At 65.0% G+C, this 13,768-nt stretch carries 15 protein-coding genes and 1 pseudogene; 9 read left to right on the top strand and 7 right to left on the bottom strand.

The window, feature by feature from the left end; genetic code table 11:
- The 5 genes and pseudogenes from Q0O40_RS12445 to Q0O40_RS12425 form a co-directional block, all read right to left on the bottom strand.
- Nucleotides 1-644: pseudogene (locus Q0O40_RS12445) on the bottom strand (DUF58 domain-containing protein); the annotation flags it as partial.
- Between the two features lie 22 nt (nucleotides 645-666).
- Nucleotides 667-1,623, bottom strand: coding sequence for a MoxR family ATPase (locus Q0O40_RS12440; RefSeq protein ID WP_295530257.1), 957 nt, complete (start codon nucleotides 1,621-1,623; stop codon nucleotides 667-669).
- Nucleotides 1,620-2,897: a DUF4350 domain-containing protein gene (locus Q0O40_RS12435; protein WP_295530255.1), complete on the bottom strand. Its 1,278-nt coding sequence runs from the start codon at nucleotides 2,895-2,897 to the stop codon at nucleotides 1,620-1,622. The genes Q0O40_RS12440 and Q0O40_RS12435 overlap by 4 nt, the downstream gene beginning before the upstream one ends.
- Nucleotides 2,894-3,547, bottom strand: a complete 654-nt coding sequence (locus Q0O40_RS12430; RefSeq protein ID WP_295530252.1) for a hypothetical protein — start codon at nucleotides 3,545-3,547, stop codon at nucleotides 2,894-2,896. The genes Q0O40_RS12435 and Q0O40_RS12430 overlap by 4 nt, the downstream gene beginning before the upstream one ends.
- Before the next feature lie 89 nt (nucleotides 3,548-3,636).
- Nucleotides 3,637-4,527: a prephenate dehydratase gene (locus tag Q0O40_RS12425; protein WP_295530249.1), complete on the bottom strand. Its 891-nt coding sequence runs from the start codon at nucleotides 4,525-4,527 to the stop codon at nucleotides 3,637-3,639.
- Between the two features lie 173 nt (nucleotides 4,528-4,700).
- On the opposite strand from Q0O40_RS12425, the gene Q0O40_RS12420 reads away from it, so the two are divergent.
- Entirely contained in the window at nucleotides 4,701-5,339 is a 639-nt protein-coding gene (locus Q0O40_RS12420) for a c-type cytochrome (protein ID WP_295530247.1), read from the top strand.
- 9 nt (nucleotides 5,340-5,348) lie between these two features.
- Here the strand turns inward: Q0O40_RS12420 and Q0O40_RS12415 are convergent, their stop codons facing one another.
- Together Q0O40_RS12415 and Q0O40_RS12410 are read right to left on the bottom strand one after the other, a co-directional pair.
- Nucleotides 5,349-6,095, bottom strand: coding sequence for a metallophosphoesterase (locus Q0O40_RS12415; RefSeq protein WP_295530245.1), 747 nt, complete (start codon nucleotides 6,093-6,095; stop codon nucleotides 5,349-5,351).
- An 88-nt stretch (nucleotides 6,096-6,183) separates the two neighbouring features.
- Nucleotides 6,184-6,690 (bottom strand): helix-turn-helix domain-containing protein, encoded by a 507-nt coding sequence (locus tag Q0O40_RS12410; RefSeq protein ID WP_295530244.1) that lies wholly within the window; start codon nucleotides 6,688-6,690, stop codon nucleotides 6,184-6,186.
- Between the two features lie 221 nt (nucleotides 6,691-6,911).
- Between Q0O40_RS12410 and Q0O40_RS12405 the strand changes: the two genes are divergently transcribed.
- The 8 genes from Q0O40_RS12405 to Q0O40_RS12370 all read left to right on the top strand — a co-directional run bounded on the left by Q0O40_RS12405 (nucleotide 6,912) and on the right by Q0O40_RS12370 (nucleotide 13,528).
- Nucleotides 6,912-7,391: a hypothetical protein gene (locus tag Q0O40_RS12405; protein ID WP_295530242.1), complete on the top strand. Its 480-nt coding sequence runs from the start codon at nucleotides 6,912-6,914 to the stop codon at nucleotides 7,389-7,391.
- 7 nt (nucleotides 7,392-7,398) lie between these two features.
- Complete coding sequence (locus tag Q0O40_RS12400; protein ID WP_295530239.1) at nucleotides 7,399-7,968, top strand: hypothetical protein; 570 nt, start codon at nucleotides 7,399-7,401, stop codon at nucleotides 7,966-7,968.
- A 70-nt stretch (nucleotides 7,969-8,038) separates the two neighbouring features.
- A complete protein-coding gene (locus tag Q0O40_RS12395) occupies nucleotides 8,039-8,488 on the top strand; it encodes a hypothetical protein (protein WP_295530236.1) in 450 nt (149 codons plus the stop codon).
- Between the two features lie 100 nt (nucleotides 8,489-8,588).
- Nucleotides 8,589-9,587, top strand: a complete 999-nt coding sequence (locus Q0O40_RS12390) for an SPFH domain-containing protein (RefSeq protein ID WP_295530234.1) — start codon at nucleotides 8,589-8,591, stop codon at nucleotides 9,585-9,587.
- A 4-nt stretch (nucleotides 9,588-9,591) separates the two neighbouring features.
- Nucleotides 9,592-10,041 (top strand): NfeD family protein, encoded by a 450-nt coding sequence (locus tag Q0O40_RS12385; RefSeq protein ID WP_295530231.1) that lies wholly within the window; start codon nucleotides 9,592-9,594, stop codon nucleotides 10,039-10,041.
- Nucleotides 10,042-10,081: 40 nt separating this feature from the next.
- Nucleotides 10,082-10,480, top strand: a complete 399-nt coding sequence (gene msrB / locus Q0O40_RS12380; protein WP_295530228.1) for a peptide-methionine (R)-S-oxide reductase MsrB — start codon at nucleotides 10,082-10,084, stop codon at nucleotides 10,478-10,480.
- Nucleotides 10,481-10,707: 227 nt separating this feature from the next.
- Nucleotides 10,708-12,669 (top strand): transglycosylase domain-containing protein, encoded by a 1,962-nt coding sequence (locus Q0O40_RS12375; RefSeq protein WP_295530260.1) that lies wholly within the window; start codon nucleotides 10,708-10,710, stop codon nucleotides 12,667-12,669.
- Between the two features lie 229 nt (nucleotides 12,670-12,898).
- Nucleotides 12,899-13,528 (top strand): hypothetical protein, encoded by a 630-nt coding sequence (locus Q0O40_RS12370; RefSeq protein ID WP_295530225.1) that lies wholly within the window; start codon nucleotides 12,899-12,901, stop codon nucleotides 13,526-13,528.
- The last annotated feature ends 240 nt before the right edge of the window (nucleotides 13,529-13,768 follow it).

The following is a 13,768-nucleotide window of genomic DNA, read 5'->3' as shown; positions in this document are numbered from 1 at the left end:
CGCCGGTCCATCCCCGGCTCGTATTCGGCAAGCGCTTCGAACTCGGTGCCCTCGCCCCTGATCCGCCGCGCGACCATGCCGAACTGCGCGTCGCGCAGGAAAATCTGCAAGCCCGGGCTGCGCACCGGGGTGATATCGGGCCAAACGCGCACTTGCGCGTTCACCGCGCGCTCGATCTGGCGATGTGCCAGCCCCAGCGGACCCTGCCAGCGCAACCACACGCGCTCGATCGCGCCGGTACCGCGCCTGTTCGGAATGGTCTCGATCGCGGCGCTCCACACGCCCGGGGGCGCGCCCGGCGCGGCGCGCAAGGGGCAGAGCAGGCGGCCGCCCTCCGCGAGCCGGGGATCGAGCTCCAGCGCGGCCATCGGCCGTGCCCCCGGCGGCGCGCGTTCCAGATCGGCGAGCACCGTCAAGCTCAGCGGTTGGCCGACTTCGCAATCGGCTGGCGCGATCACGCGGATATCCAGCGCGCTCCCTGCAAACAGCGCATCGAGCACGACCATCACCAGCAGCGCGCCGCCCAGCGCCGGGGCAAGCACCCACGCGCCCGGCATTGCGGCGGCCAGAACCACCGCCAGCGGCGCGGCGAGCGCCAGCAGGATCACCGCGCGCGTGCTGGGATAGAATGCAGGAAAGCTCATGCAAAGAGCAGGTGGGCCGGCATCATCGCGGGGCCTCGGTGCGTTCGACCAGATCGGCCACGATCGCCTCCACCTGCCGCCCTTCGATCTCGGCAACTGGGCTCAGCAGCATGCGGTGGCGCAGTACGGCGGTGGCCAGCATTTTCACATCATCGGGCACCACATAATCGCGCCCATCAAGCGCCGCCCGCGCCCGCGCCGCGCCAGCGAGCAAAACTGCCGCGCGCGGGCTGGCGCCGGCCACCAGATCGGCGCTCTCGCGCGTGGCGCGCACCAGCCGCACGACATAGTCGATCACCGTTTCGGCCAAAGTGACCTTGCTCACTGCCGCATTGGCCGCGGCGATGTCGTCGGCGCTGGTGATGGCGCTCACCCCCAGTTCGGCGGGGCGGGGCGTGCCGCGCCCGCTGCCGAACCGCCGGACGATCTGCGCTTCTTCGTCTGCCGAGGGATAGGCGACCAGCAGCTTGAACAAAAATCTGTCGAGCTGCGCCTCGGGCAGCGGATAGACGCCCTGATTCTCGATCGGGTTCTGCGTCGCCACGACCATGAAACGGTCGGACAGCGGATAGGTCTCGCCGTCCAATGTCACGCGCCGCTCCTGCATGGCTTCGAGCAGCGCGGCCTGCGTCTTGGGCGGGGTGCGGTTGATCTCATCGGCCAGCAGCAACTCGCAGAAGATCGGTCCGCGCGTCAGGGTGAACTGGCTGGTCTGAAAATTGAACAGGTTGGAGCCCAGAATATCGCCCGGCATGAGATCGGGCGTGAACTGGATGCGCCCGAAATCGAGCCCCAGCGCGGTGGCAAAGCATTGCGCCAGAAAGGTCTTGGCGGTGCCTGGCGGGCCTTCGAGGAGGACATGGCCGCCCGCAAACAGCGCGATCAGCAGGTGATCGACAATATCGTCCTGCCCCACCACTGCCTTGCCCACTTCGGCGCGAATCGCAGCGGCGAGCGCGCGCACATTGTCCAGATTCACTGCATCAGTTCCTTTTCGATATGTTGCACATCAGCCGCCCCGCGCACCACATCGTGCGCGCGTTTGGCCGCGCTGAGCCGCGCTGCAGCTTGTGAAAATGGCATGGCGGTGATCCCGCGCCGGGTCTGCGCCAGATCAATGGCCCGGTCGGTTTCCTCCATCGGTCGCCCGCGCGGCAGGCCGAGCGCGATGACCAGCCGTTCGCGCGCCGCTTCCGCGTAAGGGCGCGCGATCAGGTGCATCCGCCCGGCGCGGCGGATGAGCTCGGCGCTGTTGCGCACCAGCATGGTCTTGCCCAGCGCGATTTCGCGGCCTTGCTGAAAAGCGGGGCCAAACCTGTTGAACGCGCGCCAGCCGATCGCCAGCATCGCCATCAGCAGACACGCCGTGGCGGCCACGAACGGCGGCTCGAACGCCAGTGTCAGCAGATTGCGCGCCGCGCCAAGACCATTGAGGGTAAGGTCGAACGTCACGGGTTCATCGCCCTCGCCCGCCGCCGCGAGCACCAGCCTGCGCGCCATCAGCCCGGTCGCCCGGTCCGCCAGCCCCCAGTTGTCGAGCAGGTCGGGCTCGAACACGAAAATCAGCGGGAAGACCGGCTGCGCCGCTTCATCGTCGCTGCGCTGCTGGCGGCGGGGCACCCCGGCAAAGGCATCGAGCGCGCGCGGTTCGCCATTGCCTTCGTCATAGGCGGCCAGCACACGCCCATCGCCGCTCGTGACCAGCGGGATCAGCCCGGCGCCCTCGCCCGAAAGCACCTGCCTATCCTGCGGCAAGCGTCCGCTGCTTCCGCCGCCTTGCCAGCCGCGCGCCGCCCGATTGCTGAGGTCCACGCGGATGTCATCGCGAAAGCCGGGCCATTCGGGCGCGGCGGTGCCGACGATCTTGGTCCAGCCCCGCCTGGCCTTGGGATTGTTCGCCATGGTCACGGCTTGCCATTTCGGCGCGATCACCATGGTCGGTCCGGCGGCGCGGTGCGCGGCGACGATCTCCTCGATCTCGCTGCCCTTCGCGTTGGCCGGCGGGGTCAGGATCAGCAGGCCCGGGCCGGTTAAACCTGCTTTGTTGCGGGCGCGGCGCACTTCCAGTCCATCGGCGCTGAGCATCGCGGCGAGCGCGGCATAGCCATTGAGCCCGCGTCCGCCCGCGTGTCCGCCGCCATTGTTCGCCGGGCCGCCGCTGTTGCCCAGCCAGTATAGCAGGCCGACAAACGCAAGCGCGCCGATCAGCACCATGCCAAGCGCGGTTCCGCGCGAAAACGCCGCCTGATTCACGGCGCCGCCTTCAGATCGGCCAACGCAAATTCGGCATAAGCGGTGCGCGCGCGCGTCCAGTCGTCGGCGGCAAGGCTGCGCAGCGCATAAAGACTGCGCTCGACCGCCGCTGCGATGTCGCCAAAGGCCCGTTTGGCGGGCAGCGGCATCTCGCGGATCGCGCTGATTTCGCGCGCGGTGCTCGATGGTGTGAGCCACTGGGGCCGCGCGCTGGCGATCTGGTGAACGCTGCGCTCCAGCAGCAGCCGCGCCGCCTCATCATAGCGCCCTTCGGCGGCGAGCCGGTCGGCATCTTCCAGCAAGGCCAGCGCTGCCCCGCGCTCCGGGGCCCAGTCCGGTGCGGGCGCTGCTTTGCGGCGGCGGTCGCGCCAGAGCGGCCAGAGCAGCGTCCATGCCAGCCATAGAACCGCGCATGCGGCCAAGGCGAGCAGCACGATCTCGATCACGCTCCAGCCTTGGCCCAGCCATTTGCCCAGCGGCTCGAACAACTTGGCCAGAAATCGCATGATGGCGAGCAGCCATTCGGGCGGCTGCGGCGGCGGCGTCGTCACATCGAGGGCGGGCGCGAACTGGATCTCGCGCATGCTGCGCGCGGCCTGCCAAGCGCGCGCTCCTGTCTCCACGCTGTCCGGTGCCGCTGCGGTTGTCACGCCGCGATTGGTCGCATGCACGCCGCTATGCCACAAGCGGATTCTATGGCCCTAAGGGCGGTGCCCCAGCCGATCCGTCAGCTGATCCCTCAGCCGCGCGCTCTGGTTTGCAGATATGTGCCGAGCAGGCGCAAATCCTTGGCGAAGTATGCCAGTTCTTCGAGCGCGCGGTCCACCGCAGGTTCGCCCGGAGCGCCCACGATGTCGGCGTAAAACGCGGTCGCTGCAAAGCTTGCGCCGCGTTGATAGCTTTCCAGCTTGGTCATGTTGACGCCGTTGGTGGCAAAGCCGCCCAGCGCCTTGTAAAGCGCGGCCGGGATATTGCGTACTTCGAACACAAATGTCGTGATCGCCGGGCCGACCAGCTCCGCCGGGTCGAGCGGCGCGCGGGCCAGCAGCACAAACCGGGTCATGTTGTCGGGCGCATCTTCGACATGCTCCTCGATCACCTTAAGGCCATAAAGCTCAGCAGCGATCGTTGGCGCGAGCGCGGCAATCGTGGGATCGCCCAATTCTGCCACATAGGCCGCCGCGCCTGCGGTATCGGCATAGGACATCGGCACGATGCCCCGCTTGCGCAGATAGAAGCGCGATTGGCCGAGCGCCTGAGGATGGCTGAAGGCGCTGGTGAACGGGCCGGTGCCGGTGCTCATCAATGTGGCATGGATGGCGAGGAAATGCTCGCCCACGATCGACAGCTCGCTCTCAGGCAGGAGGAAATGGATATCCGCCACGCGTCCGTGCTGCGAATTTTCGATGGGGATGATCGCGCGGCCCGCCCGCCCTTCGCGCACGGCTTCCAGCGCATCTTCAAACGAAAAGCAGGGCAGCGGCAGGCAACCGGGCAAGGCTTCGAGCGCGGCGCGATGGGAATTGGCACCTGGTGCGCCTTGAAAAGCGACCGCGCGATCGGGGTCGGTGGCGGCGGCGGCGGCCATGGTTTCAACCAGCCGCTGGGCGGGTGCGGGATAACTTTGCATGGCCGCGGCGCTTAAGCCGCGTTCCCCGGGGCGACAAGCGGCATTTTGCCGCCCGCGGCTGCACATTGTGCCCGATAAGTCATGACATACGCACTTGCGCAAGCGCGGGGTGCCGACTAATCGAGCGCAAATTTGCGCGGCGCAGCATGCGCGTGTTCGTTAAGAGGTGCTTCATGGACGACAATTTCAATACCATCGCTGGCTGGACTTTGTTCGGCGGGGTCATGGCGCTTGGGTTGTCCAGCCTTTCCAGCCATTACTTCGAGGCCGACAAGGACCACCGGCCGGAGAAGATGGGTTATGTGATCGAAGGCGTCGAAGCTGCAGGCGGAGAAGCCGCAGCGCAAGTCGTGCCGATCGCCAACCGTCTGGCCATCGGCGACGTGGCCAAGGGCGAGGCGACTTTCGCCAAGTGCAAGGCCTGCCATTCGGTCGATCAGGGCGGCGCGAATGGCATCGGCCCCAATCTGTGGGCCATTGTCGGCGCTGCCAAAGCAGCGGGGCGCGGCGGTTTTGCGTATTCCGAGGCGCTCAAGGGCAAACCCGGCAACTGGGATTTCGCGAGCCTTGACGAATGGCTGGCCAGCCCGGCCAAATACGCGACCGGCACCAAGATGTCGTTCGCCGGGCTTACCGACGCACAGCAGCGCGCCGATGTGATCCTTTATCTCAATTCGAAGGGCGCGAATCTGCCGCTTCCTGCGGCCGAAGCCGCGCCTGCCGCTGCTGCAGAGCCGGCCGCCGGTGCTCCGGCAGCAGACGCTGCCGCCGCCGCTCCTGCGGCTGAAGCTTCGGCGCCTGCTGCCAAGTAAGGCGCGCGCCTAAGCTGCGTCCATCCGGCGCACGGTCAGGCCCAGTTCGCCGTCCTGGAATGACAGCGCGTTGAAGCTTGGCGGGGTGACCCGCACGCGCTCGGACAATGTCCCCGCGCCGATCATGCGCACCGGCCCATGGATCGTGGGGTGCAGGATATCGAACGGGTCGTGTACATGGCCCGAAAGCACCGCCAGCACCCCGCGCTGCGCCAATGCCGCCAGCGCCCGGGTGCCGCCCTGGGTCAATGCCTTGCCATGCGTGCCCGCTTCGGTCAGCGGGTGGTGGCAGGTGATCAAAGCGCGGGTTCCGCTGGGGAGCGCATCGATGGCGGCCAGCGTCGCGGTAAGGCCCCGCATCCCCACCCGTCCTTTGGACCAATCGAGCCGCAATTGCGCGCGCGCGGTTGTTTTCAGCGGCACGAGCGCCGCCCCGGGCATCGCGCTGGAAAGGTTCGACGGGCGCTCGAACTGCGCCGCGAACGCGCGAAACCGGCGATAGGGCGCGGTGAAACGCTCGTGCAGATTGAAATAGGGCAGATCATGGTTGCCCGGTTCGATGATCACAGGAACGCCGAGGCTCTTGATCCAGAGGGCTGCGGCGGCAAATTCGTGGTGGCGCGCGCGCATCGTCAGATCGCCGGTGATAACTACTGCGTCGGGTTGCTCGGTGCGAACGCAGTCGGCCATCCAGGCGAGCGCGCGGCGGTCTTCCAGTCCAAAGTGCAGATCGCTGATGTGAAACAGGCGGGCCATCGTCCGCGACGAATCCCTCACGCGCGCTAGCAGGTCAATCCCTAAAGCCCGCTATCGTGGGGGGCTGCGCGCAAAAGTCTGGAAGGCCTCAGCGGACCAGTTGGACCGCCAGGCCAGCGGCCGCTTGCGCTTCCTCGCGCGCCACTTCGGCGGTATCGCGCCAGGTCAATTCTTCCCAGCCCAGCACCCGGTCATCATGCGCGCGCACGGTGATCGGGGCAATCGGGCGGCCGTCGCGCTGATCGCACAGTACCGGATTGGCGGGGGTATCCATCACCCACTTCTCGCCCCACTGGCGCAGCGCCAGCATGGCAGGAAGCAGGTCATGCCCTTGCGGGGTCAGGCGATATTCGATCCGGCGGCGGTCTTCGGCGCAATGCTCGCGCTTGAGGATTTTCGCCTCGACCAGCCGCGAAAGCCGATTCGACAGGATATTGCGGGCGATGCCCAGCACATCGAGAAACTCTTCGAAATGACAGATGCCATTGAACGCGGCGCGCAAGATCATGAACGACCATCGCTCGCCCATCGCCTCAAGCGCGCAGGGGAGCCCGCACTGGGCGATATCGGCGAGGGGTTCGCGAAGTTTGTCCATGACACTGCCTGCCATAAAGGGAAATGCGCGTCAATGTAAGTTTCTAGTTGCAACTCAAAATCTATTGGGATAGGTAGTGATTCGCAACGGAATGACGCATCCTCTCCAGGAACGCACTGGCAAGCCCCGGATATCCCGGCGGTCCAGACGGTCCACATCGCGCCATCCGCCGCAAACGTATGTGAGACCGCACACCAATTTCAGACTTAAGGGGACCACCCATGTTCACGCTTCGCAACGATACGCTTCGCCCGCTCCTGCCCGCTATGCTGGCGCTGATCGGCACCGCGGCCAGCTTCGGCCTGACCGCGAGCCCGGTCCGCGCCGCTGCGCCCGGCGCGTTTTACACCGTGACGCTGGCCGCCCCGCTGGCCGCCCCGGTCAAGATGGTTGAGGGCGAAACGCTCTGGGTCTGCGCCGGCAGCGAATGCTCGGCGGCGCGCGACACCTCGCGCCCCGCGATCGTCTGCGCCCGCCTTGCGCGCAAAGTCGGACAAGTCACCCGTTTTGTGACGCCGAAAGGCGAAATGGCGGCGGAAGACCTTGCGCGGTGCAACACCGCGGCGTCATACTCGACTCTCCAGCAGGCGCGCGCCACACACCCGGCGTGCGCGGCTGACCTCACGGACCGCGAACAGTCCCTGGCTGCTCGCGGTCCCTTTTTTTGCCGCTCACTTTTTGGCAAGCTGTTTGCGCGATAATCCGCCGATGGCAAAAGCTGCTCTCGGCGACAAAGCTCAGTTGGTTGTTTTGTGGGCCGTTGCCCTGTTCGCGTTGCCGATCGTCCTTACTTTTGCGCTGTTGCTGCTGGTTGGCAACCGCTTCCCGCGCGAGATTGCTGCGGGATCCAGCTTGATCGTATGCGGACTGGCAGCGGCGCTGGCCGTGCTGATCCTCGTCAATCTGGCCGTGGCAAGGCGCTGGCCCGATCCGCAGATTCGCAAGTTTGCCCTCGTTATGTCGGCGGTAACGTCCTTGCTGGGCTGGCCTATTTGGACGGTCGGTCCTGCCCCAAGCGTTAACGGGATGGTGCTGGGTCCGGTGCAAACCTCATTGATGCGCTTGCATGGGCTGGAGACAACCCATGCGAGCAAAAGCCGTCTTCTCTATTACTGGGCGACTTTGGCTCCGCGCGATCCAGCCAGCGCGGTCGGCGCAGGACGGTACTTGATACCCTATGAAACTTACAAACGATGGCAGATCGAAGCGCCGCAGACCGTGCGGGTGAGCCATGCGACTGGCTTGCTCGGGGCACAAGTGGTGCGGGACTATCAGTGACAAGCTGCGCCGTGGTTGTTGAAGGCCCCGTGGTTGTGAAAGGGAAAGTGCTCGCGAGACGCTCCAAACGGTGTCAGGCGCGATCACGGGTGACGGGTGGGCCATGCTTGGCTATGGCTGCGCGATGCGCTTCCTTGCCCTTTTCGCGTTTCCTTTGGCGGTGCTCGCGCCTCCTGCCTTTGCCGCGCCAAGCGACCCTGCAAGCGCACTCACGCCTGATTTGCGCGATGCACTGCATTGCGCGGCGGTCTTCGCCCTGACCTCGGCCGAGCAGCAGCGCGGCAACCCCGCCGCGCTCGCGCTCCCCGCGCTGGCAGAGCGCGGCAAAGGCTATTTTGCGATTATCGCCGCGCGCGTGATGGATGAGGCGGGGCTGACGCGCGAAGCCGTGCGCGATCTCCTGGTCGCCGATAGTGTCCAATTGCAGCGCCGCGCCGCCGCCGCACCGGGCGAGACGCTTCCGGTGCAGGCGCAGCGCTGCCTCGCGCGGCTCGATGCGGAGGTTCCGCCCGAACCTTGACGGCATCTTGCGCCGCGCAAAATCGCACTACTGATGCACGGCGCAATCGGCTAGACTGCGGCAAAGCGATATTCTTGGCGGCAGCAAAGGGACAAGATCGATGGAAGCCGTGCTCATTCTGCTGGTTGGCCTGGTGGTCATCTATCTTGCCACCGGCATCCGCGTGGTGCGCCAGGGCCATGTCTATACCATTGAGCGGCTTGGCAAGTTTTCGCTGGCTGCGCAGCCGGGGCTCCATTTCATCCTGCCGTTCGTGGACCGCGTGGGCCACAAGATCAACATGATGGAACAAGTCCTCGAAATCCCGGGGCAGGAGATCATCACCCGCGATAATGCCATGGTCGGGGTCGATGCGGTGGTGTTTTTCCAAGTGCTCGATGCGGGCAAGGCGGCCTATGAGGTGTCCAATCTCTATCAGGCGATCATGCAGCTCACGACCACCAACTTGCGCACCGTGATGGGCTCGATGGACCTCGACGAGACGTTGTCGCGGCGCGATGATATCAATGGCCGGCTGCTCGCGGTTGTCGATCACGCCACCTCGCCGTGGGGCCTCAAGATCGTTCGCGTCGAGATCAAGGATATCCGCCCGCCCGCCGATATCTCCAATGCCATGGCCCGCCAAATGAAGGCCGAGCGCGAAAAGCGTGCGCAGATCCTCGAAGCCGAAGGATCGCGCGCTTCGGAAATCCTCAAGGCTGAGGGGCAGAAGCAGGGCCAGATCCTCGAAGCCGAAGGGCGCAAGGAGGCCGCTTTCCGCGATGCCGAGGCGCGCGAACGCTCCGCCATGGCCGAGGCGCAGGCCACGCGCGTGGTTTCCGAAGCGATCGAGACTTCGGGCACGCAGGCGCTCAATTACTTCATCGCCCAGAAATATGTCGAGGCGATCGGCCAGTTTGCTAATTCGCCCAATGCCAAGACGATCCTGTTCCCGGTCGAGGCGACGCAGCTGGTGGGCTCGCTCGGCGGGATCGGCGAACTGATCAACGATGCGCTGCGCCCGGCACCCGGGGCCCAGCCCGGGACTTCGCCTTCCGGTCCGCGCCCGCCGCGCGTGCCCGGCCCGCCATCAGGCTTCGGCGGCAGCGGGCAGGGCTAAGCTGATGGAATCGCTCACGCAAATGTTTGGCCTGCAATGGGGCTGGATGGCGCTGGGTGTGGCGCTCGCCATCGCCGAACTCGTTGCTCCGGGTTATTTCCTGATCTGGCTGGCCGGGGCTGCGCTGGTAACCGGCATGGTGGCCTCGGCCATGCCGGTCGATCTCACCGTGCAGGTGCTGCTCTTTGCGATCCTGTGCGCGCTCCTGCTCGGAGCGGCGCGGCGCTGGCTCGGGCGGCATCCGCTGGTCTCGCCCGATCCCATGCTCAATGATCGCGGCGGGCAGCTGGTCGGCGAAGCCGGCGTGGTCAGCCATGTTATCGAGGGCGGCACGGGCCGCGTGCGCCACGGCGATACCGAATGGCTGGCGCAGGGCCCCGATGCCGAGCCGGGCACAAGGATGCGGATAACCGGGCATCAGGGCACCGTGCTCATTGTCGAGCGCCTGAACTGACCCCATATTGCCCAAGCGAAGGCAGCCACGGAGAGCCTGCATGACTGACAAGATAATCCTGACCGATGCCGAATGGCGCGAGCGGCTGAGCCCGGAGCAGTATCAGGTGCTGCGCGAAGCGGGCACCGAACGCGCGTTCACCGGCAAGTATGATCGCAACAAAGCAACCGGCGCTTATATGTGCGCAGGATGCGGCGCCATGCTGTTCACCTCGGACACCAAATACGACAGCGGCTCTGGCTGGCCCAGCTTCACCGCGCCGGTTGCGGGCGATGCGGTCGAGAATGTGCGCGATGTGTCGCATGGGATGGTCCGCGTCGAGGTTCGCTGCGCGCGCTGCGACGGCCATCTCGGCCATGTCTTTCCCGATGGTCCGGGGCCGGAGGGGCAGCGCTATTGCATGAACAGCGCCAGCCTTGAATTCAAACCGGCCGATTGATCGCCTTAAACGATGGCGCGCGCTGCTCGCGTGCGATTAATGCTGCGTTACGGTTGCGTTTCGCATAGCGCCATCTAGCCGCAATCTAGGCGGCGACGTTTTCAGGGGACCAGACCTCACCCATGGCCAGACGGGATTTTCCCCGCCGCCCCGAACCGGGCCGCTCGTTGGCGCGCGTTGACCTAAGCGCGGGCGGTGGCTCGTTCTTTGGCCGCTGGCTGCGCCGGATGGCGATTTGGGGCACAGGCGTGGTGCTGCTCGGCGTGCTCGCGCTGGCGGGGGCGGTGTTTATCACGGCGCGCTCGCTGCCAAGCTACGAAGGCCTCAAATCCACCCAGACCGGCCAGACCATCGTCGTGCGCGCCAGCGACGGGTCCGAGATCGTCACGCTGGGGCCAAGCTATGGGCGCTGGATCGCCGACGAGCGCATTCCCTATGTGATGAAGCAGGCGATCGTTTCGGTCGAAGATCGGCGCTTTCGTGATCACTGGGGGGTCGATCCGGTCGGGATCGTGCGCTCGGTGTGGGTGCGGATGCAAAGCGGGCGCTGGCGGCAGGGCGGCTCGACCATTACCCAGCAGCTTGCGCGCAATGTGTTCCTCAACAACAGCCGCACGATCGATCGCAAGGTGCGCGAGGCGCTGCTGGCGATGGCGCTCGAAAACAAATTCACCAAGGCGCAGATTCTCGAACTTTATCTCAACAAGGTCTATTTCGGCGGCGGGGCCTATGGCATCGATTCCGCCGCGCGCAAATTCTTCGGCCATGGCGGCGATCAGCTTAGCCTGGCCGAGGCCGCGATCATCGCCGGGCTGGTCAAGGCGCCCTCGAACTACTCGCCCACCGCCGATGCCGCCGCCGCCATTGGCCGCGCCCATGTCGTGGTCCAGACGATGCAGGATGCCGGCGCGCTGACCCCTGCAGAGGCCGCTGCGGTCGATCTCGAGGGGGTCAAGCTGGCGCAGGAGCAGGGGCAGAACTCGGCGCGCTATTTCACCGATTGGGTGCTGCCACAGCTCGATCTGCTGCTGCCTGAAAACGATCAGCCGATCGAGATATGGACCACGCTCGATCCGGTCGCGCAGCAGGCCGCCACCGCCGCCATCATCGCCAATGTGCCCAAGGGTTCGCAAGGCGCGCTGGTCAGCGTCGACCGCGATGGTGCGGTGCTGGCGATGGTCGGCGGCACGGACTATGTCACCTCGAACTATAACCGCGCGGTCAATGCGGTGCGCCAGCCCGGTTCGGCGTGGAAGCTGTTCGTCTATCTCGCCGCGCTCGAGGCGGGCTACACGCCCGATAACCGCGTGGTCGATGAGCCGGTGACGATCAACGGCTGGAGCCCGCGCAATTCGGGCGGCACTTTTGCCGGGCCAATCGACGTGCGCACCGCCTTTGCTTATTCAAAAAACACCGTCGCGGCGCAGCTTGGCAATGAAGTCGGGTTTAGCGCAGTGGCGGGCATGGCGCGCCGTTTCGGCATCAGCACCCCGATCAACACGCTGCCCTCGATGGTGCTGGGCACGTCGGACGTACGGGTGATCGACATGGTCCGCGCCTTTGCCGAAGTGCAGGCCAAGGGCATGGCGATCGCGCCCTATGGCATCCGCAAGATCACCAGTGTTGAGGGCGAAGTGCTCTATAGCCACCGCGCCGATGCGCCGCAGCAACTGGTGCCGCCCGATGTCGCGGCAGGGATCACCGATCTGCTGCAGACTGCGGTCAGCACCGGCACCGGGCGCGCGGCGCAGATCGGGCGGCCAGTGGCGGGCAAGACCGGCACCACCAGCTCCAACAAGGATGGCTGGTTCCTCGGCTTCTCGAGCGGGATCACCACCGGCGTGTGGATGGGCCGCGATGATGCCCGCGCCGTGCCCGGCCTGCAAGGCGGCACCGCGCCCGCCCGCGCGTTCGCCGCCTACATGACCGTCGCCACCGCCAAGCGCCCGGTCGAAGCCTTCCAGACCGAACTCAAGCTGCCACAATGGCAACTGGAGCCCAATGACGAGAACATGCAGTCCAATCCGGACGACTATTTCTACGTCGATCCCGATGGCAAGATCGTGGATCCCGGCGCTCAGAGACGCCCCGGCCCCGATGGCCCGCCGCCGGGCGAGCAAGGCATGCCCGTGCCGGAAGGTCCGCCAGCCGCCAACAACGAGTTTTTGAACCAGGCAACCGGGCAGTAGCGAAGCGGGTAAATCAGGCCTTGCCTCAGAGGCGGCGCTAGACATGAGAGCATCTACGTCTCTTGCATGCGCAAGGGAGGGTTATGGCAGGTTTCGCCCCACTTGCAGCCGTTCGGTTGACGCGCGATATTCATAACATGCGTGGAGATCAGCTAACTCATCACAGATGGCATAAAGTACGGTTTCGCAAATGACGAGGGGACCGGCGAAGGAGCCGTCGCTCCGAGAATTGTATGACCAAACCAAGAAGCATTTTCGGGCCGAGAGAGATGCTTGGGAGAGGTCTGCCGCCAACGAAAGCCAGCTATGGTCAGAGGAGAGCGACGAAAACTGGGAGTTGATACAACGTGCAGCTCAAATGTATTACAGTGAGGCTGCTGCGTTCGAACTTCATTTGGAAGCGGCAAAAGCAGGATCGGTCTGGTGTCAGCAGATGGTTGGATGGCATTACTGGACGGGAAATGGAGTCGCCGCCGACAAATACTTAGCTTTGCAGTATTACCACGCGGCTATTTGCGGGGGGTCGTGGATAGCTACGTTACATTATGCCCGGCTCCTTTACGACATCGGCCGACACGACGACTGCGAGCGTGTCCTCAATGACGGGGTAGACTGCGGGTTTGTGCCATCATTCTACTGGTTGGCTTGGTTTCGCCATGAGCGGCACGGCACCCGTGCGGTCAGGGAAGAAGTCCGACCGTTGGTCGAACATGCAGCCAAGGCAGGTCATCCGGGAGCGAAAGATTTGCTCACACATTGGATGGCAACCGGAAGGTTGAGGTTACGTGACATTCCGCGTGGGGTTTTAATGGTGGTGCAAGACGCGATCGCGTCCGCAAATCGTGAAGACAACAGATAGCCCTGCAATAGCGATGAATTAACGGCAGCTAACCACCCAAATTCCGCCATTCCAAGCCAACCGTCATGCAGTGTCCTAACGAAAGCCGACGGGCTAGAGCGTTTTCCACAGCCTCTGAATCGCGAAGGATTCCAGCGGCGTTGAAAATCTGATTCATCCTGCTGGCTGGGCAGGAGGCCAGCATGGATGGCCAGAGCTTTATCTCAGGATTTGCGTGATCGGGTCGTAGCGGCGACAGAT

Origin of the sequence: Novosphingobium sp. Chol11, assembly GCF_945870625.1 — a bacterium.
Lineage (GTDB): Bacteria > Pseudomonadota > Alphaproteobacteria > Sphingomonadales > Sphingomonadaceae > Novosphingobium.
The sequence above is the reverse complement of the archived record's forward strand: the minus strand, read 5'-3'. Positions and strand labels throughout refer to the sequence as shown.

What these genes read in the sequence shown, in the direction of transcription:
- Q0O40_RS12425 (WP_295530249.1), bottom strand. Translation starts at nt 4,527, where the DNA reads ATGCAAAGTTATCCCGCACCCGCCCAGCGGCTGGTTGAAACCATGGCC.
- Q0O40_RS12420 (WP_295530247.1), top strand. Translation starts at nt 4,701, where the DNA reads ATGGACGACAATTTCAATACCATCGCTGGCTGGACTTTGTTCGGCGGG.
- Q0O40_RS12415 (WP_295530245.1), bottom strand. Translation starts at nt 6,095, where the DNA reads ATGGCCCGCCTGTTTCACATCAGCGATCTGCACTTTGGACTGGAAGAC.
- Q0O40_RS12410 (WP_295530244.1), bottom strand. Translation starts at nt 6,690, where the DNA reads ATGGACAAACTTCGCGAACCCCTCGCCGATATCGCCCAGTGCGGGCTC.
- Q0O40_RS12405 (WP_295530242.1), top strand. Translation starts at nt 6,912, where the DNA reads ATGTTCACGCTTCGCAACGATACGCTTCGCCCGCTCCTGCCCGCTATG.
- Q0O40_RS12400 (WP_295530239.1), top strand. Translation starts at nt 7,399, where the DNA reads ATGGCAAAAGCTGCTCTCGGCGACAAAGCTCAGTTGGTTGTTTTGTGG.
- Q0O40_RS12390 (WP_295530234.1), top strand. Translation starts at nt 8,589, where the DNA reads ATGGAAGCCGTGCTCATTCTGCTGGTTGGCCTGGTGGTCATCTATCTT.
- Q0O40_RS12385 (WP_295530231.1), top strand. Translation starts at nt 9,592, where the DNA reads ATGGAATCGCTCACGCAAATGTTTGGCCTGCAATGGGGCTGGATGGCG.
- msrB (WP_295530228.1), top strand. Translation starts at nt 10,082, where the DNA reads ATGACTGACAAGATAATCCTGACCGATGCCGAATGGCGCGAGCGGCTG.
- Q0O40_RS12375 (WP_295530260.1), top strand. Translation starts at nt 10,708, where the DNA reads ATGGCGATTTGGGGCACAGGCGTGGTGCTGCTCGGCGTGCTCGCGCTG.